At 30.0% G+C, this 20,559-nt stretch carries 28 protein-coding genes; 14 read left to right on the forward strand and 14 right to left on the reverse strand.

Annotated features, from left to right (window positions below; translation table 11 throughout):
* The first annotated feature begins 13 nt into the window (after nt 1–13).
* Nucleotides 14–601 carry a hypothetical protein gene (locus MY1_RS09065; RefSeq protein ID WP_007551716.1) on the forward strand — a complete coding sequence of 196 codons (588 nt, stop codon included), beginning with the start codon at nt 14–16 and terminating at the stop codon, nt 599–601.
* A gap of 193 nt (nt 602–794) precedes the next feature.
* The gene (locus MY1_RS09070) at nt 795–1,091 is read left to right on the forward strand and encodes a hypothetical protein (RefSeq protein WP_048110194.1); all 297 of its coding nucleotides are present in this window, start codon (nt 795–797) and stop codon (nt 1,089–1,091) included.
* On the opposite strand, the gene MY1_RS09075 is transcribed toward MY1_RS09070, so the two are convergent.
* Nucleotides 1,088–2,044, reverse strand: coding sequence for a COG1361 family protein (locus MY1_RS09075; protein WP_007551718.1), 957 nt, complete (start codon nt 2,042–2,044; stop codon nt 1,088–1,090). The two genes, MY1_RS09070 and MY1_RS09075, sit on opposite strands and share 4 nt — an antisense overlap.
* 144 nt (nt 2,045–2,188) lie before the next feature.
* On the opposite strand from MY1_RS09075, the gene cysC reads away from it, so the two are divergent.
* Nucleotides 2,189–2,704, forward strand: a complete 516-nt coding sequence (gene cysC / locus MY1_RS09080; protein ID WP_007551719.1) for an adenylyl-sulfate kinase — start codon at nt 2,189–2,191, stop codon at nt 2,702–2,704.
* Here the strand turns inward: cysC and MY1_RS09085 are convergent.
* The 5 genes from MY1_RS09085 to MY1_RS09105 all read right to left on the reverse strand — a co-directional run bounded on the left by MY1_RS09085 (nt 2,696) and on the right by MY1_RS09105 (nt 6,294).
* A complete protein-coding gene (locus MY1_RS09085; RefSeq protein ID WP_007551722.1) occupies nt 2,696–3,511 on the reverse strand; it encodes a 3'(2'),5'-bisphosphate nucleotidase CysQ family protein in 816 nt (271 codons plus the stop codon). The two genes, cysC and MY1_RS09085, sit on opposite strands and share 9 nt — an antisense overlap.
* A 10-nt stretch (nt 3,512–3,521) precedes the next feature.
* Nucleotides 3,522–3,728: a hypothetical protein gene (locus MY1_RS09090; protein ID WP_048110196.1), complete on the reverse strand. Its 207-nt coding sequence runs from the start codon at nt 3,726–3,728 to the stop codon at nt 3,522–3,524.
* Between the two features lie 42 nt (nt 3,729–3,770).
* Entirely contained in the window at nt 3,771–4,514 is a 744-nt protein-coding gene (locus tag MY1_RS09095) for an SDR family NAD(P)-dependent oxidoreductase (RefSeq protein WP_048110198.1), read from the reverse strand.
* A gap of 404 nt (nt 4,515–4,918) precedes the next feature.
* Entirely contained in the window at nt 4,919–5,347 is a 429-nt protein-coding gene (locus MY1_RS09100) for a hypothetical protein (RefSeq protein WP_007551725.1), read from the reverse strand.
* A gap of 35 nt (nt 5,348–5,382) precedes the next feature.
* On the reverse strand, nt 5,383–6,294 hold the full coding sequence (locus MY1_RS09105) for a transcription initiation factor IIB (RefSeq protein ID WP_007551726.1): 912 nt from the start codon (nt 6,292–6,294) through the stop codon (nt 5,383–5,385).
* Nucleotides 6,295–6,605: 311 nt separating this feature from the next.
* Between MY1_RS09105 and MY1_RS09110 the strand changes: the two genes are divergently transcribed.
* A complete protein-coding gene (locus tag MY1_RS09110; RefSeq protein ID WP_007551727.1) occupies nt 6,606–7,244 on the forward strand; it encodes a Snf7 family protein in 639 nt (212 codons plus the stop codon).
* Here the strand turns inward: MY1_RS09110 and MY1_RS09115 are convergent.
* Nucleotides 7,241–7,714 carry an SDR family oxidoreductase gene (locus MY1_RS09115; protein WP_007551728.1) on the reverse strand — a complete coding sequence of 158 codons (474 nt, stop codon included), beginning with the start codon at nt 7,712–7,714 and terminating at the stop codon, nt 7,241–7,243. The genes MY1_RS09110 and MY1_RS09115 overlap by 4 nt on opposite strands.
* A 684-nt stretch (nt 7,715–8,398) precedes the next feature.
* Here MY1_RS09115 and MY1_RS09120 point away from each other — a divergent pair.
* From MY1_RS09120 to MY1_RS09150, 7 genes are all read left to right on the forward strand, one after another.
* Nucleotides 8,399–8,686, forward strand: coding sequence for a winged helix-turn-helix domain-containing protein (locus tag MY1_RS09120; protein ID WP_179365582.1), 288 nt, complete (start codon nt 8,399–8,401; stop codon nt 8,684–8,686).
* 2 nt (nt 8,687–8,688) lie between these two features.
* The gene (locus MY1_RS09125) at nt 8,689–9,717 is read left to right on the forward strand and encodes a helix-turn-helix transcriptional regulator (RefSeq protein ID WP_007551731.1); all 1,029 of its coding nucleotides are present in this window, start codon (nt 8,689–8,691) and stop codon (nt 9,715–9,717) included.
* Complete coding sequence (locus MY1_RS09130; protein ID WP_007551733.1) at nt 9,714–10,712, forward strand: hypothetical protein; 999 nt, start codon at nt 9,714–9,716, stop codon at nt 10,710–10,712. The genes MY1_RS09125 and MY1_RS09130 overlap by 4 nt, the downstream gene beginning before the upstream one ends.
* 47 nt (nt 10,713–10,759) lie before the next feature.
* On the forward strand, nt 10,760–10,954 hold the full coding sequence (locus tag MY1_RS09135; protein ID WP_007551734.1) for a hypothetical protein: 195 nt from the start codon (nt 10,760–10,762) through the stop codon (nt 10,952–10,954).
* 44 nt (nt 10,955–10,998) lie between these two features.
* Nucleotides 10,999–11,712, forward strand: a complete 714-nt coding sequence (locus MY1_RS09140; RefSeq protein WP_007551735.1) for a 7-carboxy-7-deazaguanine synthase QueE — start codon at nt 10,999–11,001, stop codon at nt 11,710–11,712.
* A 64-nt stretch (nt 11,713–11,776) separates the two neighbouring features.
* On the forward strand, nt 11,777–12,334 hold the full coding sequence (folE, locus tag MY1_RS09145; protein WP_007551736.1) for a GTP cyclohydrolase I FolE: 558 nt from the start codon (nt 11,777–11,779) through the stop codon (nt 12,332–12,334).
* Between the two features lie 40 nt (nt 12,335–12,374).
* Nucleotides 12,375–12,626 carry a hypothetical protein gene (locus tag MY1_RS09150; RefSeq protein WP_007551737.1) on the forward strand — a complete coding sequence of 84 codons (252 nt, stop codon included), beginning with the start codon at nt 12,375–12,377 and terminating at the stop codon, nt 12,624–12,626.
* 2 nt (nt 12,627–12,628) lie between these two features.
* On the opposite strand, the gene MY1_RS09155 is transcribed toward MY1_RS09150, so the two are convergent.
* The 3 genes from MY1_RS09155 to MY1_RS09165 are packed head-to-tail and all read right to left on the reverse strand — an operon-like array spanning nt 12,629 to nt 14,997.
* The gene (locus MY1_RS09155) at nt 12,629–13,303 is read right to left on the reverse strand and encodes a 7-cyano-7-deazaguanine synthase (protein WP_007551738.1); all 675 of its coding nucleotides are present in this window, start codon (nt 13,301–13,303) and stop codon (nt 12,629–12,631) included.
* Nucleotides 13,304–13,314: 11 nt separating this feature from the next.
* Entirely contained in the window at nt 13,315–14,238 is a 924-nt protein-coding gene (locus MY1_RS09160) for a homoserine kinase (RefSeq protein WP_007551739.1), read from the reverse strand.
* Nucleotides 14,239–14,997: an ATP/GTP-binding protein gene (locus MY1_RS09165; protein WP_007551740.1), complete on the reverse strand. Its 759-nt coding sequence runs from the start codon at nt 14,995–14,997 to the stop codon at nt 14,239–14,241.
* A 139-nt stretch (nt 14,998–15,136) separates the two neighbouring features.
* Here MY1_RS09165 and MY1_RS09735 point away from each other — a divergent pair, with 139 nt between their 5' ends.
* From MY1_RS09735 to MY1_RS09175, 3 genes are all read left to right on the forward strand, one after another.
* On the forward strand, nt 15,137–15,292 hold the full coding sequence (locus MY1_RS09735; RefSeq protein ID WP_007551741.1) for a hypothetical protein: 156 nt from the start codon (nt 15,137–15,139) through the stop codon (nt 15,290–15,292).
* Between the two features lie 100 nt (nt 15,293–15,392).
* On the forward strand, nt 15,393–16,406 hold the full coding sequence (locus MY1_RS09170) for a lysylphosphatidylglycerol synthase transmembrane domain-containing protein (RefSeq protein ID WP_048110597.1): 1,014 nt from the start codon (nt 15,393–15,395) through the stop codon (nt 16,404–16,406).
* A 37-nt stretch (nt 16,407–16,443) separates the two neighbouring features.
* Nucleotides 16,444–17,241, forward strand: a complete 798-nt coding sequence (locus MY1_RS09175; protein ID WP_007551743.1) for an SDR family NAD(P)-dependent oxidoreductase — start codon at nt 16,444–16,446, stop codon at nt 17,239–17,241.
* 2 nt (nt 17,242–17,243) lie between these two features.
* Here MY1_RS09175 and MY1_RS09180 read toward each other — a convergent pair whose 3' ends face one another.
* The 4 genes from MY1_RS09180 to MY1_RS09195 all read right to left on the reverse strand — a co-directional run bounded on the left by MY1_RS09180 (nt 17,244) and on the right by MY1_RS09195 (nt 20,552).
* The gene (locus MY1_RS09180; protein ID WP_007551745.1) at nt 17,244–17,687 is read right to left on the reverse strand and encodes a hypothetical protein; all 444 of its coding nucleotides are present in this window, start codon (nt 17,685–17,687) and stop codon (nt 17,244–17,246) included.
* 12 nt (nt 17,688–17,699) lie between these two features.
* Nucleotides 17,700–18,008 (reverse strand): hypothetical protein, encoded by a 309-nt coding sequence (locus MY1_RS09185; protein WP_007551746.1) that lies wholly within the window; start codon nt 18,006–18,008, stop codon nt 17,700–17,702.
* A 155-nt stretch (nt 18,009–18,163) separates the two neighbouring features.
* Nucleotides 18,164–19,399: a hypothetical protein gene (locus MY1_RS09190; RefSeq protein ID WP_007551747.1), complete on the reverse strand. Its 1,236-nt coding sequence runs from the start codon at nt 19,397–19,399 to the stop codon at nt 18,164–18,166.
* 40 nt (nt 19,400–19,439) lie between these two features.
* Entirely contained in the window at nt 19,440–20,552 is a 1,113-nt protein-coding gene (locus MY1_RS09195; protein ID WP_007551748.1) for a THUMP domain-containing protein, read from the reverse strand.
* Nucleotides 20,553–20,559: the final 7 nt, after the last annotated feature.

The following is a 20,559-nucleotide window of genomic DNA, read 5'->3' on the forward strand; positions in this document are numbered from 1 at the left end:
CAATTAAAACTATATGAAATCTATTCCATCAAAAAATAAATCTGATATTCAAAAAAAAGAAACAACTCGTAGTATTACTTATCGGCTACCATCTAATCTTGTTCATGAATTAGAAACAGAAGCAATGAATAACAAAATTTCACAAAATGTTTTGGTAAAACAAATTCTTGAAAAATATGTAAACTGGGATCGATTTGGTAATAAAATTGGAATGATTCCAATTCCAAGAGCAATCTTAGATTCTCTTGGTGCTGAAATGAACGGAGATGATATTAACGAAATCATTAAATCAGTTTTACCAATTATCAAAGATTCTGTTCTTTTTATGAAAGGAAAGTATGATTTGAAGCGTTGTATTGAAACATTAGAAGACTACATGCGTGCATCTGGAATGAAATCAGATCATCGAATTGAAGGAGAATTACATCATTTTATTATTCAACATGAATTAGGAATGAATTGGTCATTTTTCACCGAACAATTACTAAAAGAAATTTTTAATCAATTCATGCCTAACAAAAATATTAAATTTCAAACTACAAAAAATACAGTAATTGCAACAATATCACTGGGTTCGGATTTTAATGAACACGATTATTGAACATCATTTATAGAATAAAAAACATTTCACTTAATTTTTTAAATTTTAATGTAATTTTCAAATTTAGAAAAAATACTTTTTATTATGTTTTTATGCGATAATTATAATTAATAATTTCAAATTAGCCTTTAAAAAAACATTAATTCTACATAATTCCAAATTATTGTTATGATGTTAACTGGAGTTTTTACTTTTGACTGATTTAAATTTGAAAGTATTTGGAAAAATCACTACAAAAGAAATCATAGGAGCATTTCCTCCTGCTATTGATACAAAAAAATTATTAGAAAATGAATATCAAAATTTGATTAACCAACTTGAATTTCAAACTAAAAATGATTTAAAAAAATTATTAGAACAACAACAAAGTGCAAATAAACAAATCAATAGTAGACCTGGCGCTATGGCCTTAGCACACGACAAAATTCGATTATTTACAGAATATAATCAAAAATACATACAAATCATCACTGAAAAATTATACTCTTAATTTTGTTCTTTTTTCTTTTTCAATTTCTTTTTTGTAGATTTTTGACTTTTTCGAATTAATAGTGAAATAATTGTTCCTGCTGGAATTCCAATTATTGTTCCAATGCTTACATATGGAGCTATAAAGAAATCACCAATCCATATTCCTCCATCTGTTGTTAACTCCATAAATGTTCTAGGACGTAATATGATCGAAATAGCTTGAGATTCTATTTTTTCTTCGCCCACGTCATCAGTATATCTAACTATGATGTTAAATGGTATTTTGTATTCTGTATTTACTTCTTCAATTGGAGAAATAATTCTTGAATTAATAATTATTGGTGAATTTTTTTGTATATTTGAAAATGAATGCGATGTTTCTCCTCTAAATTGTATATCTCTTGGAGGAATTATCTCAATATTTACATTTGAAATTTCTATATCTTTTGAAGTAATCTCTACAACAAATGGAAATTCAGCATTTGTAAAAATTGCTTCTGGTGTAATTGTATGAATTATTACACTTGGTTCGTTCTTCACAACTATTGGTATTGCAATATCATAAATGATTGGTTCTTTTGGTTCTTTATTATTACTTACTAAAATCTGTGAATATTTTACATTAAGAAAATGTATTCCTGGATTAACATCTGATGAAATCTTAAAATCTATATTTCCTCCAAATGAACTACCTTGAGATAATTTCTTTATTGTTATACTATTATCCAAAACTGGAATCATTGAATTATCTTGACTAGTAAAGATAAATGAAATATCTTGTTTGTCTTCCCAACCATTATTTTTTATTAATACTGAAATTGATGCTATTCTTCCAACTATTACTTCATCTGGATGTGTTATTTGAATATCCATACTTCCTTCCATACTCTGATTTATTGTATCTCCATATGCACTTGATACTAAAACAAAAAATCCTAAAAGAAGCAGAGGCATAACCTTGATGAATTTCATAATTTTCACCTGAAATTATTATTGTAACATTACTATTCTATGTTATTATAGGCTTCATGACAAAAATACATAAGAAATTATCTTGAATAATACTATCAATTTCTAACGTAAACTCTTTAAGACCTATTTGAGAAAATTCTAATTATGAAGCCTTTTGTTTTATGGATGACTGGTTTACCATGTTCTGGAAAGACTACTATTGTAAAAGAACTCCAAAAAGACATCCCAAATCTAGCTATGCTTGATGGAGATGAACTAAGAGAGTGGTTTTCCCCTAAAGATTTTTCCAAGGCAGGCAGAGATGAACACAACAAAAAAGTTGCACATCTAGCAAAATTATTGTTAAAACATGGGGTTCCCTCTGCAGTTTCTTTAGTTTCTCCATACAAAGAAAATAGAGATAATGCACGAGAGATTATTAATTCAGGTGATCAATTTGCTGAATGTTACGTTAAATGTTCCCTTGAAAAATGTGAACAAAGAGATGTCAAAGGAATGTATGCTAAAGCAAGAAAAGGAGAAATTAAGGGATTTACAGGAATTGATGATCCCTATGATGCTCCACAAAATCCGGATTTGCTAATAGATACAGAACATGAACAATTGACTGATAGTACTAACAAAATAAAGGATTTTCTAAAGAAGAGAAATCTAATTTAGTTTTTTAAATTCTTTAACAATTTGATCATGAATTATTCCATTAGTTACTAAAATTCCATTTTTATGATTAACAATTTTGTTATTATATGTAATGTCATTTCCTGACATGTCAGTCATTTTTCCACCTGCTTCAGAAATTAAACAATAAGATGCAGCTGAATCCCATTCTTTCATTTTATCGGTTGTAGTTATGTATGCTTCAGCTTCTCCAGAACTAATTTTTCCTACTTTTAACGAGCTTCCAATACTAGTGAAGTTTTTAATTCCTAATTTTTTGATAAACATTTTTTCTTTTTCTGAAAGATGATGTCTTGAACCAACTGCTTTGCATTTTGAGAGTTCTGATATTTTAGTAACTGATATTTCCTTCCACTTGCCTTCTGAAAATTTAAAAGCACCACATCCTTTTTGTGCTGCAAAAATTGTTTTTTCTGTTGGCCATCCTATAACGCCAATAATTGGTTTTTTATTTTTAATTAATGCAATCATAACTGTAAATTCTCCAGTTTTATCTATGAAATCAGATGTACCATCAAGAGGATCAACTATCCAAATGATTTCTTCTGATAATCGTTTTTGATCATCTTTATCTTCCTCTGATAAAATTTTATGATTAGTTTTTGATAAAATAGTCTTAATGATCTCATTACTTTTTAAATCGGCTTCGGTAATCGGCGAGTCATCACTTTTTGTGAATGTTTCATATTTGCTTTTGTATATCTCTAAAATTGAATTTCCAGCTTCATATGCAGCTTCGATAGCCACATCTAATTCTGGCATTTTATCTAAAATTGGAATGTTTTTCAATGGTTATTACCTAGGTTGTTAATTCTGGTTTTAATGTCCAAACAACTCCTAGGACAATAAATGGAATTGACATTATTCCGATAATTCCAAGTATGATATTAAATTGAGATTCTGATACTTGTGGATTGTTTACAATCCAAGGTAATGGAAGTGTAATTACTACCCAAATTATTCCTAATAAAATAATTAATTTTGCTTTTTTCTTTCTATCTGACATCATTTTCATTACTCATTAAACAGTATTAAAGCCATGTGAATTTTATTTGATTGATTCTCCACCGTCAACTGCAAGAATTGCGCCTGTTGTCCATGCAGCATCATCAGACGCAAAATATAAAATTGCTTTAGCTACTTCTTCTGGCTTACCTATTCTACCTATCGGGTGCTCGTTATCCATAAACTCTCTATCTTTTTGAGTTTTTAAAAATGGTTTTGTCATATCAGTATCTACAACACCAGGACAAATACAATTAACTCGAATTTTGTCTTTTGCATACTCTAATGCCCAACATTTTGTAAGAATAATTATTCCAGCTTTTGATGCTGAATATGCATCAGCATTAAATCCTTGGTAGGCTTTTAATCCTGCATCAGATGAAATATTAATTATTGATCCTGCTGTTTTTCGTAAATGAGGTATAGCTTCTTTTGTAAATCTAAACTGTCCTGTGAGATTCACATCTAATATTTCATTCCACTCTGATTCATTAATTTCATGCAACTGTTTTATTTTTGGGAATATTCCTGCATTATTTATCAAAATATCTAACTTGCCAAATTTTTTAATTGTTTGCTCTACAACTTTTTTGACATCATTTTCATTTCTAATATCTGCTACTATTCCTATTGTATTTGCAAGTTGACTAGTAGCTTTTTCTAATCGTTTTGAATCCTTTGCTGTTATCACTACTTTTGCACCATTTTCCACAAAAATTTTTGCAGTAGCAAAACCAATACCTCTACTTCCGCCAGTAACAATAGCAACTTTTCCAGATAATTTCAATATTTTATTCAATAAATTTCATAATTTATAGCAGTATAAACTTTGAAAAAATTTTTTTTATAAATTTTAAAATTTGTTAATCATTAATCATACCAAATTTTATTTCAAGAGTTAATTTGTCTTGTATTTTTTAAAATCTAAATGTTAAATTATTTTTTTTATATCTGAATTTCTAAAAAATCATTCTTATATAGATAAAAATCTTATAAAGTCTATAAATTATTATAAATTTTTGTGTTAAATCTTAAATAGTTAAAGTAACTATAAGAATTAATGCCGAAGGATATAATTCCTATCGACTAAAATTGCGTTGCCCCGCAGAACAGAAAAGGCATTCAGGCGTTTTAACGACCTGTCCACGAGAGGAAATCTCTCAGAGTTCTGCAGTAAAGGGGTAAACGCCTTTAATTTTCAATAATATAGACTGATACCGAACCTAATTCATTCCCGTTTGGATTAATTTCAATTTGTATTTTTTGAGACGAAGAAATTGTAATTTCTTTTTGGCCATCATAATCCCATGTATAATATTCAGATATTCCTGTTTGATGTAAAGTTCCATTTAACTTGAAATTTTCCGAAAAGTCATAATTTTCTCCTTTTAATAAAATATTTAGAGATTGAGGACTATCACCATTTGGAATAAATTTTAAAACATAATTTCCTTCATTTATTGTAAATGTATTAGAATAAATTCCATTTTTGTATAAACTAGGATCCGCTAAAGTTACATGAAAAACTGTATTATTACTAATCTTATCAGAGGAATTAAAAGATAATCCTATAACAATTATGATAAAAATTATTGGAATTATAATTAATATTTTATTCATTTAATTTCAATAATCAAACCCATTATAAAAATAAATTATAACTCCAACGCTTCTTTCAAACCTTTATATCTATTTCTGATTGTTACCTCTGTTACACCTGCAGAAACTGCAATATCTTTTTGAGTTTTATTTTCACCATTTATGACACAGGACAAATACAATGCAGCAGCAGCTAATCCCATCGGATCTTTTCCTGCAGAAAGTTCAATTTTTGCAGCTTGATCTAAAATTTCAACTGCTTTTCTTTTTGTTTTTTCAGACAAACCTGCAATGCTAGATATTCTTGATACACATTTAATAGGATTTACAACTGGCATTTTCAAATCTAATTCTCTTAGCAATAATCTATAACATCTTGCAATATCTTTTCTTTTGATATTAATTCCGTTTGAAACATCAGTTAGTGTTCTAGGAGTTTCTGTATTTCTACATGCTGCATAAAGAGATGCTGCTATTAGACCTGGAATTGAACGTCCTCTAACTAGACCTTTGTCTAGAGCTTTTCTGTAAATATATGCAGTTTTTTCAATAACAGCATCAGATAATGCAAGTTTTGTTTTTAATCTATCTAATTCGCTAAATGCTTGTCTGAAATTTCTATCAGCTGGCTCATGAACCTGACTTCTATTATCCCATGTCCTAAGTCTTTCAATAGTACTCTTCATAGAAGCAGAAAGTGGTTTTCCTGTAGCATCTTTATTTACAGGATTAATGATTGTTGCAAGACCCATATCGTGCATAGCCAAAGAAGTAGGTGTACCTGTTCTAGTTCTGTTATCTCCTTCATCTTTGGAAAAAGCTCTCCATTCAGGTCCTTCTTGCTCAATTCTATCTGTAGCAACAAAGCCACATTTTGAGCAAAACATTTCACCTGTATTAGAATCTGTTAAAAAAACTCCCTTGTTACAACGTTGACATCTGACTCCAGAACCAACACTTTTAGTCATAAATTCAGAAATTCATCTTTATTCTATGCTTAAAAAGATTTGAAAAATTGGGTATTTTTTGTTAATTTAGCCGAAAAAAAATATTTAAATACAATTTTTTTATCCACACAAGCATATAATGGTAAAATGTCCTCTATGCGGAGAATCGCTAAACAGCAATTCTGTGATTCAAAATCACATACAAAAAATTCATCCACAAAGAGTATCTGTCCTAAATCTTTAGGTATGGCATACTCTTGTTAGTTATATTTTATTTACTGTTAAGCAATATTTACACCTGAAATTAAGTACAAACTATATGATCGAAACTATTGTCAAACTTACAAAATAAATGGAATAGGCAACAAAAACCTGGAATTACAGATAAAATTAGTGATGCCATTAATCCTAAAGGAGCTTTAAAACCAAAAATTCAAAACGGAATTAAAAAATTACAAGCACAAATTGCCAAACTTGATTCAATGCTTGTCAAATTAAATGAAAGAGATAGTAAACTTTTCAAAAGAATTGTTGAAGCAACTCAATCACATGATGTGAATACTAGTAGAGTTTTATCAAAAGAATTAGTTGAGGTAAGAAAAACTACAAAAATTCTAAGCAATGCCAGAATAGCATTAGAACAAATCGAATTAAGATTAACAACTTATCATGATCTTGGCGACACAGTAGTTACTATCATGCCTACAATAGGTTTGATGAAAAATCTAAAATCTTCTCTTGTAAAATTCATGCCAAGTGCTGATAAAGAAATCACCCAGATGGCTCAAATGTTAGGTGGATTTATGACAGATAGTTTTTCAAGTGATGCTACATTTGGAATGGATGAAACAACTAGTTCTGAATCTGAAAAAATTCTACAAGAAGCTGCAGCAGTAGCTGAAAGTTCTGTTGGAACTAGATTGCCTTCAACACCTACAAATACTATGGCTTCAAAAAGTAATTTCTATTAATTTTCTATAGATTCTCTGGATTCTTTAATTTTCTTAACTCTACTACCTTCATTATCAATTATCCTATCAATCCCTGCCAATCTATCTCTTAAATTATTGATAATTGAGCCTACTTCATCTGCTTCGTTTTCAACTTGTTGTCTTTTATGAGCTAATTCTTTAATTCCTTTATTTTCCTCTTCAATGTATTGACTTACTTTCTGTAATTTTTCCTTTAAATTTTTAATATCAACTGACTCTTCTTCAATATCTTTCTCTAAAACAGTTCGTTTATCCTTCAAATTTTTAATCATTAGACCTACATAATCAATAGCTTCTTCCAATTTGACACGCTTATCCATCAGTTCTACGATACCGATCTCTCCTACTGTTTCATTAGATGTACTCTCATTAGATTTCATACTTGTATGTTCTACAATTCTCTCTTCAGTAGATTCCCCGCCCTCATCTTTTTTAAATTTATCAAACATTTTACCATCTATTTTCAAAATGGGAATAAAAAGTTACTATGAATCTCAAAGCTGACCTAGTGAATGATTTTTTGTTCATTTAAAAAATTATGCTGATTCCATTAAAATCAAATTTCGATATTTACTTTATGTAATTTTTTAATAGAATAAGATACATGGTTTGAGAACTATATTGATACAAAGATCTGTAATTATTCGATAAATTGTATTTTCTAGATATATCAAAGAAAGGTAGCTATTGCCTTATTATGGGTGATCTATCCTGATGACAGTCTGTTTTTGTTTAAAACATGAATTGATAAATACCCAATCTTTCATTTTTTAATTGCATACATGTTTTTAATGAGTTTATCTTAAAAAACTCAATAATTCTTGTTATTGTGATTAATTTGTGCCAAAAACATGTTTCAGTACCCGTTCTTTATATATCAAAATTTGCCAAAAATCTCCAAAAACCCTAAAAATAATTGAAAACTATGGTAAAAAGAATTTTTTTTTGGAATTTTTAAAAAAATTAAATTTTTATATTAAATTATTAGGCATAAGAAAAATTGAAATTTTCACTGATTTTAGTAATTTTACCAAAAATTACTCATTTTATGGGATGAACTACCTGTTCCGCTTTGTGTTCCGCTTCAAAGTTTCAAAATGTTCCTCATTAACCAAGTAACTCTATACTAATCCATGTCAAAACAACAATACAGGTCCGAAATGGGCATAATGGGTGATATCCTTGACGTTACTGCCGATGGTGGTCGTTCTGGAGTCATTGTATCTGCAATATCTCGCAAAGCCAACCTATCTCACTACGCAGTACTAGACAAATGTGAGAAACTGGTAGAAGCAGGCTTAGTCGAGTCAGTCAAAAACGACAGGAATAGAGTCTTCTTAATTACCGAAAAGGGACTTCAATTTTTCCAGGAATTCAAGAGATTCCAAGGACTTGTCGAAAGTATGAATTTGAGGTACTAGCCATGAACCCAGAATTGGAGCTGACTCCCATAGAAGAGTCTATTCGAGAAGATGGAATGCTTTTTGTAAGGACTGATAGTATCCTCGAAACAATGGTTAAGATGCCTTTGATAGTTGCTGGCTTAATTATTGCTATAATCGTGATGCCTATTCAGACCTCATTCAGCTCTACTCGAACTCTTGAACTTATCATTTATTCAGATGGTTCTACACATATATCAAGACAAATAGATGTAGATCCATTAGAGCCTGACTTTGAGCTTGATCTATTTGGTCAATCAATAGATAATTTTGTTGCAATAGGTGATACTGGATTTTTACTATCCGAAGAAATAATCGGTAATAAAGCAATCATAGACAAATTTGGATCTGCAAGTATAACAATTGATTATGATGTTCATGATTTAATTTCCAAAGAGGGTCGAGTTTGGACATTCTCATTTAATTCCCCATCTGATTACACTTTACTAATGCCAAAAAATTCTGTTATAGTTGGAATGAGTGGTTTACCAACCAATATGGAAATAGTAGATGACCAACCAAAACTTGAACTTTCTGCAGGATTATCAGAAATAAACTATATCTTTTCATCCGTAAATCCTACTCCAAATCCAACAATTCCAAATGAATCATCATTTAGTTCTTTTACAGCTGCAATTATTGCCGGTCCAATTATAGCAGCAATTACTGCCACAGTAATTATCCTAAAAAGAAAACAATCAAAATCTTCTACATTCATAACACAATCAGAACCTATTCCTGAAAAACAATCAGAATCTACACTTGTTGATACAGAAACTATATTCAATTTTAGACCTGAAATGCGAGAAGATGATAAAGAAATTATAAAATTCATTTCTGATAATGGAGGTCAGGCATTGGAAAGTGAATTAAGAAAGAAATTTCTTCAACCAAGAACTACTATGTGGAGAGCTGTAAAAAGATTAGAACGATTAGGTGTCATTGAAATTGATAAAAAAGATTTACAAAATTTAGTAAAACTGAAAAAAGAATTGGAGGAAGAAAAATGAATAAAATAACCTCATTTGCATTATTGATTTTAGTATCTAGTTTAGTTTTAGGTGGCGTAACTCATAATGTACAAGCAGAAACTGATCCATTAATTCTACTAAAAATTGCAAAGCAAGCACAAAGACAACTTGAAAATCAAATGAATAATGACGTATCTGATAAAACAAAACAACTATTCAAAGAAGGCACACAAGAAATTAAGAATTTAGAAGAATCTATTAAAAATAATGATGCAGATTCAGCCAAAAAACAATTTCTTTCTACTATGAGAATTTTCAAAGAAATCTCTCAACAACTATCAAACATTAAATCTGCACAACCCGAAATGGCTACTCTTAAAGTTCCAACTAAAGATCCTTCAGCTGATCTGAAAAGAATGCAAGATTATGCTAATAATCTCAAGATAATTGCTAAAAAATATAGTACGTCAATTGACTTTTCTGAATTAGACAATCTGTTTGTCTCTGCAAGAAAACAAATTTCTGATAAACAATTTGATGATGCAGTAGGAACAATTGGTAAAATTAAACAAATTACTATAGATTTGAATAATAAAATCCGTGAATATGCTTCCCAACAAGAACAATCACGCGCTACAGCATACGCCCAAACATATCTAGAACAACTTGATAGATTGATTGAAAATGCAAAGAGTCAAGGATTATCTGAAAATATCATCGAAAAACTTGAAACCGCTAAAGAAAACCTCTCATCAACAACAGATCCACAAGAAATAATCAAACAAATAAGAGAAATTATATCAATTAAAGAACAATTTGAATTAACAAAAAATGATCGATTGGAATCTCGAGTCATGCAAATCGAAAAAACATTACTAAAACTATCTAACTCTGATAAAATAAGCAAATCTGATATTGATGAAGCTAAAAAAACAATTCAAATAATTAAACGTAATTTAGCTAAAGGTGAATTTGAAAAAGCAAATGAATTACTTCGTTCATTAGCATCTTTACTTAATATGACTCAAAACTAATCCATCTTATCATAAACTTCATATACATTTTGCAAACAGAAATTATCATGGCTTCTAAAGCAATTACTGTTGGAGTAGGAATTCCAATGATCATAGTAGGAGCTTTGATGGCATGGTTATGGGCTCCATTTCAAAGCGATATGCAAAACACAGTAGAATTTGTAGGAAGTCTAATAGGAATTTTAGGTGTAGTTTTCTTTATTTCTGGTTTATTTTATACAAAAGAACCAGTAATGCATTAATCAAAACTCATTGAATAAATAATGAAAAAATATACAATTATTACTTGAAAGTTAGATTATTTGAAATATTTACGTCAGTTGAAGGAGAAGGAATTCTTTATGGTACAAAAACACTTTTTGTTCGATTAGCTGGTTGTCCATTTACTTGTTTTTATTGTGATACAAAAGAATCTCTTCCATTAGATTCAGGTAATGAATATTCAATTGAGGAAGCATGCAGATTAATTGATTCTAATCTTAAAAATCAAACATATAAAGTAAATTTTACAGGAGGTGATCCATTAATTCAACATAATGCAGTAGCTGAACTTGCAAAATATATTCAAACTAAAAAAATCCCAACATATCTAGAATCATCATGTTTTGATTCTGATAGATTTAACCATGTATTGCCGTTTTTTGACATTATTAAAATAGAATTTAAAACTAAAGATTCAGATTTTGTAGATTCTAAACACTATGAAAGATTAATTGAAAATGCAATGAAGTGTCTTAAATTATCTGTAGCATCTAAAAAAACTACATATATCAAAATAGTTGTAAGCTCTAAAACTAAATTAGATGATTTTAAAGATTTAGTTAATAAAATATTTCAAAATATTTCAAAACATGATGTTGATGGATTTATCATACAACCTACATATGGTATTGCAGAACCTTCTTTGGAATTATTACTAAACTTGTATGATGTAGTTTATCCATATTATATTGATGTAAAAGTTGTACCACAGCTTCACAAATTTATTGGAGCACCATAATCATAGCACCTGCCTAAAAACTAGATTAGGTTCAAATACTAGAAAAAATCATTCAAAATATCAGATGGATAAAGAACGCGTAAAAAAACTTGTTCGGGAATTAATTATTGAAATTGGGGAGGATCCTACTCGTGAAGGTCTTAAGGATACTCCAGAAAGAATTGCAAATATGTATGAAGAAATTTTTGATGGATACGAATCTGATTCTGAATTATCAGTCCAATTCTCTGAAGATTCTGATGTAGTCGTTGCACGAAATATTCAGTTTTATTCAATGTGTGAGCACCATATGTTACCATTTTTTGGAAAGATTCACATTGCCTATTCTCCTAATGGTAGAGTTTTTGGAATCTCAAAACTGGTACGTTTAGTTGAAAAATACTCAAAAAGATTACAAATTCAAGAACGATTAACCAAGAATATAGCTGATGAGCTATTTGCTCAAGGTGTAAAAGGAGTAGTAGTTTTAGCTGATGCAGAGCACTTTTGTATGAAAATGCGTGGTGTTAGAAATGATGCAACTCTAACATCATCTGCATATAGAGGAATTTATGAAAATAAGGAAGAAAAAGAGAGTATCATGGCTATGATTAGACGACGTACTCCTGAGACATCACTATAGATTCTGAAAAATTAAATAATCAATCTTTTAGATAAAACTCATGGGTGCACATCCTAACGTTCACATTCCAAAAGAATCATGGCCTAATTGGACATGGTATGCAATTGAGTTTGGAATTGTAATTGCAATTTCAATGCTAGTATCAAGAGAAATTACCAATTCTATAGAAGGATTAACTCCGGAAATCCAAAATTATGTATTTATGGGAATTGTTGGTGGAATATTCTTTATTTGGTATATAATTATTAGAAATTTTGTTTTCAAAAAGAAAATTCTTGATAACAAATACTAGGGCTATTTTAGATATTTTGTTTTATCTATAATTCCCGCTTTTTGAAATGCTGTTTTTCTATTATTACAAGATTCACAAATACCACAGTGATTATTTTTACTAGAATAACAACTCCATGTTTTAAAGATTGAATCTCCCAAAGTTTTCATGCCGTTTTGTATTAAATCACTTTTTGAAAGACCTTCTTTGTATGGTGACCATATTTTGATACTTTTTCGTAGTCCCAAGTTTATTCCATCAATTTCTCCTTGATTAAATGCAGACTCTAATTTTTTGGCAAATATTGGTCTGCAATCAGGATAATGATTATCATCAATATGTGCACCGTATGCCACAAATGATGCATTTAGAGTAAACGCCCATGCAGAAGCTATTGAGAGAAAGACTGCATTTCTAATTGGAACAACAATAGAATAATCAAACTTACTTGGAATTTTCCTTTTCGAACTAGTTAAAACATTAGAATCTCCATACAATTCTTTCATAAAACCAATATCAATAATTTTATGTTGTTTTAATCCAAATTTTTTAGCAAAAGTCCTTGCAGCATTAATCTCTCTATTAGCTTTTTGACCATATGAAAATGTAATTCCATAAAGTTCATACTTTGATTTTAAATAACTAGCTACACAAACTGAATCTACTCCACCACTAAATACAATAACAGCTTTTTTCATAATTTTTCAGATTATTTTTTTATTGCTATTGCACCCTTACTTGGTTTACAAATTACAGTTTGACATTTTGTATTTGCAGATGCAAATCCTTTTGACATAGCTAGAGCAATTTTTTTTAAATCGGCATTACTTTTTGAAAATGCAATCACTGAAGGGCCTGCTCCACTTATTGTTACACCAAGTGCTCCTGCTTTGAGTGCATTTTCTTTTACCTTGCTAAATCCTGGAATCATATGTTGTCTTGCAGGCTCTACAATTACATCTTTAATGGATTTACCTATCAGATCAGAATCTTTTTTCATAAATCCTGCAACAATTACTGCAGCATTTGACAAATTTGCAATACTGTCACCTAATCTAACTTTCTTAGGTATTACACCTCGTGATACTTTTGTTTTCTTTTTTGGAACTTCTAATGTTGGAACTGCAATACACATTCTTAGATTCATTGGAGGTTCAATCTTTATTACGTCTAGAGGATTTGTCCTGACTATTACAAATCCTCCCAATACAGATGCTGCAACATTATCATAATGAACAGAACCTGCACTAGCTTTTTCTCCAAACCCCGCAAATTCTACAAGTGCATTATCATCTAATTTTAATTCAAACATTTGATTAAATGCAATTACTGCTGCTGCTGCTGAAGCTGCGCTACTTCCCATCCCAAATCCAGCTGGTACTCCTTTTTTGATTTTAATTTCTACACCGTCTTTAATTTTAAATTTTTTTAACATATTTTTAATTACTAACCCTGCAGTGTTATTATCAGGATTTGTTGGAATGTTGTCTTTGGTAACTATGGTAACGCCACTATTTTTTTTTGTTAATGTGATTTCGTCAAAAAAAGCATCAACAGCTAATCCAAATACATCAAAACCTGGTCCTAAATTTGCTGTAGATGATGGTGCTCTTACAGTTACCGTTGCTGCCAACTAATCTTCTACCTCTTCGCCCAAGTTAAGAATTCTGCTTAATGCTCCCTCTAGATTTATCAATCCCTCTCCAGTGACATTAGAAAAAGGAATTAATCCTTGGGCAAATCCCCCGAGATTTAGACCTCTAAGAATATTTGTAGTTAAACTATATGTCTCTCCATCTGCCTCTTTAGCAATAGCGTTTTCTAATACTTTCAGATTACCTGACCATTCAAGAATATCTTTTAGTTTAGAGCCTATTAGATCTGTTTTTGTAATGATGTTAATTGTTGGCAAGTTTAATCGTAATCTTATTGATGTTGCAAGAAGTGCAATTGATACAAAGTTTACTGGAGTGGTAATTAGTGCACCATCAAAAAGAAATATGTTCATTTTTTCTTCAGACAAGATATTTTCTGTAACAAAGCGACCACTAGAACGATATGCAAACAACTCAATTTGACCTGGAGTATCTACAATTAGATAATCAGGATTTACTTTGCCAATCTGTTCTTGGATCTCATCAATTTTGGATGCAATCAGATCGTTTGCCATAACTACAGCACCATTTGGACCTAGCTCATATTGTTGCATTATGTCTATAATGTCGACATAATCTCTAACATCAACATCACATGTATATGGTAAATCTCTCACACCTGGATCCAAATTCAATACAGAAGCAAATATGCCATTTTTCGTGTAATAATCATATAGCTTTGATGTTAAAAGAGATTTTCCAGCTCCAGCTGTTCCCGTTACAAAAATTGTTTTCAATACTGACTAAACTATCTCACTTGGCTTATATTTCAAACTAGTTACTTTTCATTAAAATCCAACAATAAATGCCAGAATGGCAATTAATAATCAATTAAAATTCCACTTTAACTATAACCCAAAATAATGTACAAAATTTGTGAATAATACGTCAATTGATGAAAAAGAAGTATATCTAAAAGAATTAGTTATGAAATCATTAAAAGAAAAAAACTTTTCAGATCATGATCTTTTAGATACATTATTTGCTGAAGTTAAGCAGGAAATTCAACAAAATGCTAACAATTCCTGTTGATATCTTATAGATTTTCAAAATCTGTGCCTAGAAATAGGCATTCAATCTTTTGAATGATATTGACTCAACTTTCATATTTGAATCTAAAAAAAAATTATCAATGAACTGGAGAATAATTGCCATTCCGGCTACTCTTATTCCTATTTTCATCATAGCAATTCAATTTGATATTAAATTTGAGGATGTCTTGGCAATTGGAGTTATTCCTTTTGTATTAGCTGTAATTGCCATGATGATAAAACTAGGTCTTCAAGGAATAAAATTTGCATATATTTCACACAAGTATCTTGGAAAATTTGATTCATTTTGGAAGTTATGTGGTGTTAGAATAGGAAGTGAGTTTATCAAATTTACTACTCCGATGTTTGTTGGTGCAGAATTTATCGTAATTTATTATTTGCATAAAAAAGGAGTTGCACCTTCTAAATCAACTTGGATTGCAATAATGGATATAGTTACTGAAGTTTTTGCAGGAGGTTTGTTGTCAATTATAGCAGGTATTATCGCATTGATGCACGGAGCATATGTTATAGGTGCTCTAATTTTGGGAATTAGTATCACTATAACTTCATTATGGATGATTTTATTCTTTTTATCATCGAGAAGAACTTTTCAAGTTCCAAAAATACTTGTTAGTTTAACAAAGCGATTTGGTAAAGAAAAAGGAGCAAAATACATTGATCAAACAAATTCATGGATGGAAGAAGTTTGTACAATGAGTAGAAAAAATCTTAGAACAACAGAATCAAAAAAAGTTTTTACAATATCTTTCCTATTCTCACTTGCATCTTGGTCATTTTATGGAATCTCTTTTATGATAATTGCAATGGGAACAGGATACATTGTTGGTATTTTTGATTCAATCATGGCTGTAATGGGTGCAAATGCAATTGCTAATTTGCCAATAACTGTAGGCGGTTCTGGATTGGCAGAGTTTGGAATTATTGCATATCTAAATAATTTGGATCCATTTAATCTTGTAATTCCTGAAGGAACTGTTGCATGGGATGCAGTAATCGGTTGGAGAATCGCTACATATTATGTCCCAATTGCAATTACTTGGTTATTATTGGTAAAATTAGCCTTGAGTAAAATTCCAAAGACAGAAAAATAATAGAAAGCACTTTATCTTTTAATGAATTTTTTGATTTATGGATTTCAAAGGTAAAGTTGTACTAATCACTGGTGCATCATCTGGAATAGGTAGGGAAACTGCTATTCGATTTGCTAAAAAAGGTTCTAATGTAATTTTGGTTGCAAGAAGAAAACAAAAACTAGATGAAATAGCAAACGATTTAAAAAAATTCAATATATCCACACTTGTTTGTGAATGTGATGTATCCGATAAATCACAAGTAGAAAAAACTGCAAAACTTGTTTTAGAAAAATATGGGTCTATTGACATTTTAATAAATAATGCAGGCTTTGCAATTTATGGTTCTGTTCCTGATTTAACAACTGAAGAAATTGAATCTCAAATGGCAACAAATTACTTTGGAATGATTTACTTTATCAAAAACTTTCTTCCGTCAATGCTCAAAAAAAAATCTGGGCATATTGTTAATGTAGCTTCTGTTGCAGCAAGTTTTGGTTTACCAGGAATTGCATCTTACTGTGCATCAAAGTTTGCTATGTTAGGTTTTTCGGAAGGCTTGAAACATGAATTGAAAGGAACCTGTGTTGGAATAACTGTTGTAAGTCCGATCATGGTTAGAACTAACTTTTTTGATCATCCATCTTTTCAACATATGCCAAAATATTCTCCAACATCTCTTAGTGACAAAACAGTTGCAAAAGCAATCTTAAGAGCTTCAAATTCACCACGACTAGAAATTATTGTTCCTTCAGTAGTTCGTGGTGTTGTATGGATGAAAAACACATTTCCCTATTTCATAAATCCAATTTTAGGCATGGCTTTTAGAAAACAATTAGATACTAAAAAACACTAGTTTTATTCTTCTAAATCTTCGTCTGAAGATTCACTAGAGCCTACATCAAGTAATTCCATTGACTTTAAATCAAATTGATAAATGGCATTCATATCAATCTCTTTTTCCTTTTGAAGAAATTCAGATACTTTTTTACTTAATGGTGCTTTATGTTGATCAAAAATAAATTCATAAACTACTCCTTTTTCTAAATCTGAAGTCTTAATTTTTTTTGGTAAATCAAGTGTCACAATATGTCTTCCATCTTCAACTGGATCATACAATTGCACATCGATTTTATTGTCAGCATCATAAATTTCTAGAATATATCCAGCTCTTTTCAGTTCTTCAGGTTTCTCAAACTTTGCATTTTGAATTTCATCTGTAACCCAATCTGGAATGTCATCGTTCTTAGATGATTTTTTTTCTTTTTTAGATGATTTTTCTTCGTCAGTCTTTTTAACCATAGAACAACAACTCTAGATCAATTCTTTATCTTTCTTACTTTTCTGCCACCATTCAAGATAGTCATCCTGTTTATCTTCACGTGTCTTTTCTTTCTGATTTAATCTGTATTTGATGTCAGAAACTTGTTCTCGTGTAGCATATAATCCACATCTCTTACAAATGAAATGTTTTGTAGCCGAGTCCAATTTCATAGGAATCTCTACTTCATCAAATAACTTGAATAAATCATCTCTACCCCTATTTTCTTCTGCAGTTTCAGCTTCATACTTTGCTTGAATTTTCTTTCTTTCTCTTGCAGTACATTCTGGACAGTTAGGCACTAATGTTTTGGCTTAATTTTTTCCATAAAAGCGTTCCCACGTTATTATCTGATCGACTCAAAATCTGACACGCGGATTTTATCGTCATCCCTTGCGGTCAGTTCGCCCATCGAACATCCCGCGTGCCAGATATCAAACAAACCCAAAATAAAGTATTATTTCTTTTCTTCTAGAATTTCAGCCGTTATTTTTGCTGTATTTTCAGCACCATTAGGAACGAAGTTTTTGGAAAAATCAGCTAAATTTTCTTCAAATTTATTATAATTATTTTTAATTTTTGAAATAGCCTCGATTACTTGCTTTGTTCTAACTGCTAATACTCCTAATTTTTTATCATCTGCCCATTTGATGTTGTTTGTATGCTCATCATAAACAGGAATACCGATGATCGGTTTTGCCTTTCCTCCAAGAATCTCACCCATTACAGTATGAGAACCGTTTACAACAGCATATTTAGTTAAATTCAAAACCGTTTCTTTTTGTTGCTCGGTTAGAAAACCTATGTCTATTTGAATCCAATCAATTTTTTTATCCAAAGCATCAGATACTGTATATTTTTTTCCATCCTTACCTAAAACATAATCAATACTTGGATCACTTCTTGCATGAGAGATTATCCTTTTCTCATTTTTCATTTCATTTTGATTAAATATCTGTTCATACCTTTTACCCGTACCATCATTAGTTGATTTATTTCCTGTTCGCATCCAATACCCAAATTCTGAACTTTCTATCAATTTCTCAAGATCAGATGTTATTCCTTTCTCGATATTTTTACCATTTGTGAAATGACCTACATATGATACTTTATCTTTAATTTCTTTTGTAAAATTTAGATTATATTCACACAAGGTATATGGAGGTGGAGAATCCGCAACAATAATTTTGGAAGCTTTGCCAATTTGTTTTGAAATATAATTTACTGCTGGATAAAAATAAGATCTTGATTTATACAATTTTGGTCTAAATTGATTCGTAATAAATAAACTTGGAACATTACGATTTTTTGCAATGATGTTTGAACCCATATCTCCATCATTAATTACAAGATCAAATTTTTCTTTATCGTACAATTTTCTTTCCTGTATCAAATAACTTGTAACTTGTTTTACAAGGGGAGGATTTTTTGAAACAGGTAGTAAAAAATTTATCATTGATAATAAGATACTTGGTCCTAGCTTTCCATCAATTGGAGTTGGCATCAAAATCTCATGGATTTTTTCTTTTTGAGTTGGAAATTTTTCTAATAACTTTTGATAAACATGATCTTTACTTGAAAAGTGAACTTCAAATTCCTCTTTGATATGATCTCCTAATACATCATTTAACCTCATCATTCGAGAATAATGGCCACTTCCCCAAGGATAGATAAATTGACCTATTTTTAACACAAAAATTAATCCTCAAATGCCGTTTAAATTCCCAGTGCTTTTATTCTAATGAGTCAAGGATATCATGTATATTATTTGGTCCAATCTTGACTGTAACACTTTTCTTTGTTTTTATAGCAAAATCTACATCTTTGCTTGAAAACTTGGGTATCTCATCAGAATTAATCATAAATAATTTTTCCAATCTTGGAATCTGTTTTTCTAATCCAATCTCTTTAGCTTCTTCAAAAAGTTTTGAATCAACTCCACTTAATGGAATTATTGGAATCATATTATTTTGAAACACACGTTTTATTGAATAATCAATAAATTTTATAGAAAAAATTAGTGGAGATAGTGCAAGAGATACATGACTTAGCTTATTTGATTTTCCTTCATGAAGCATAATCTCTAAAGATGAATTAATAAAGATAAGATAATTTTTGATTCCACTTTGATTTATCTTTAAATGAAAAAATTCTAACTGAATCTCTTGTTTTACAAGTCTTGGGATCAATTTATTGATCATCTTAACTAAATTCATCAATTCTGATTTTTGTCTATAGCAAATAATTATTTTTGAATCATATCCCTGTTTTATTGTTTCAAAACAAGAGATTGCTGAAATCTCATCATATACACAACATATGGTATTTTTATTTTGAGATGGTATACCACCTTGTCCATTATCTGAAAAAATACAGACATATGCATAATTTTTTGTTAGGTATGTGTAAAGTAATTTATCAAAATTTTCATCTGTTCCAGGACGAGCGCCCATGTTTGATTTTTTTTCTATAATACTTGATGTTGCTGCAATTTCAATATCTTTTGGAAAAAATCCCTTGGTTGTTCCTTCAACTCTGACAAGAAATTTTTCACCTTTTAAGAGTAAATTTCCCCCCACCGTAGTAATTTCTGAGATTATACTTTGAAATTCATTTTTTATTTGTCTTGCAATTGCTATTTTTTTAATACCGAAAAGTAAGTTGATAGTAGATGAGGCAAATACCGGATCATTTGCATCTACTAAAATAATATCTCCGTCACGTTTTACTGATTTAAATTCCTGATTTTGAATTTTTAGAATTTTTTTAATATTTACAATTAACTGTGGAATTTTATTTTTTGAAAATATTGTTGGAAAAACTACCACGTAAGAAACATCTTCCATATTTTCA

Source organism: Nitrosarchaeum koreense MY1 (assembly GCF_000220175.1).
Lineage (GTDB): Archaea > Thermoproteota > Nitrososphaeria > Nitrososphaerales > Nitrosopumilaceae > Nitrosarchaeum > Nitrosarchaeum koreense.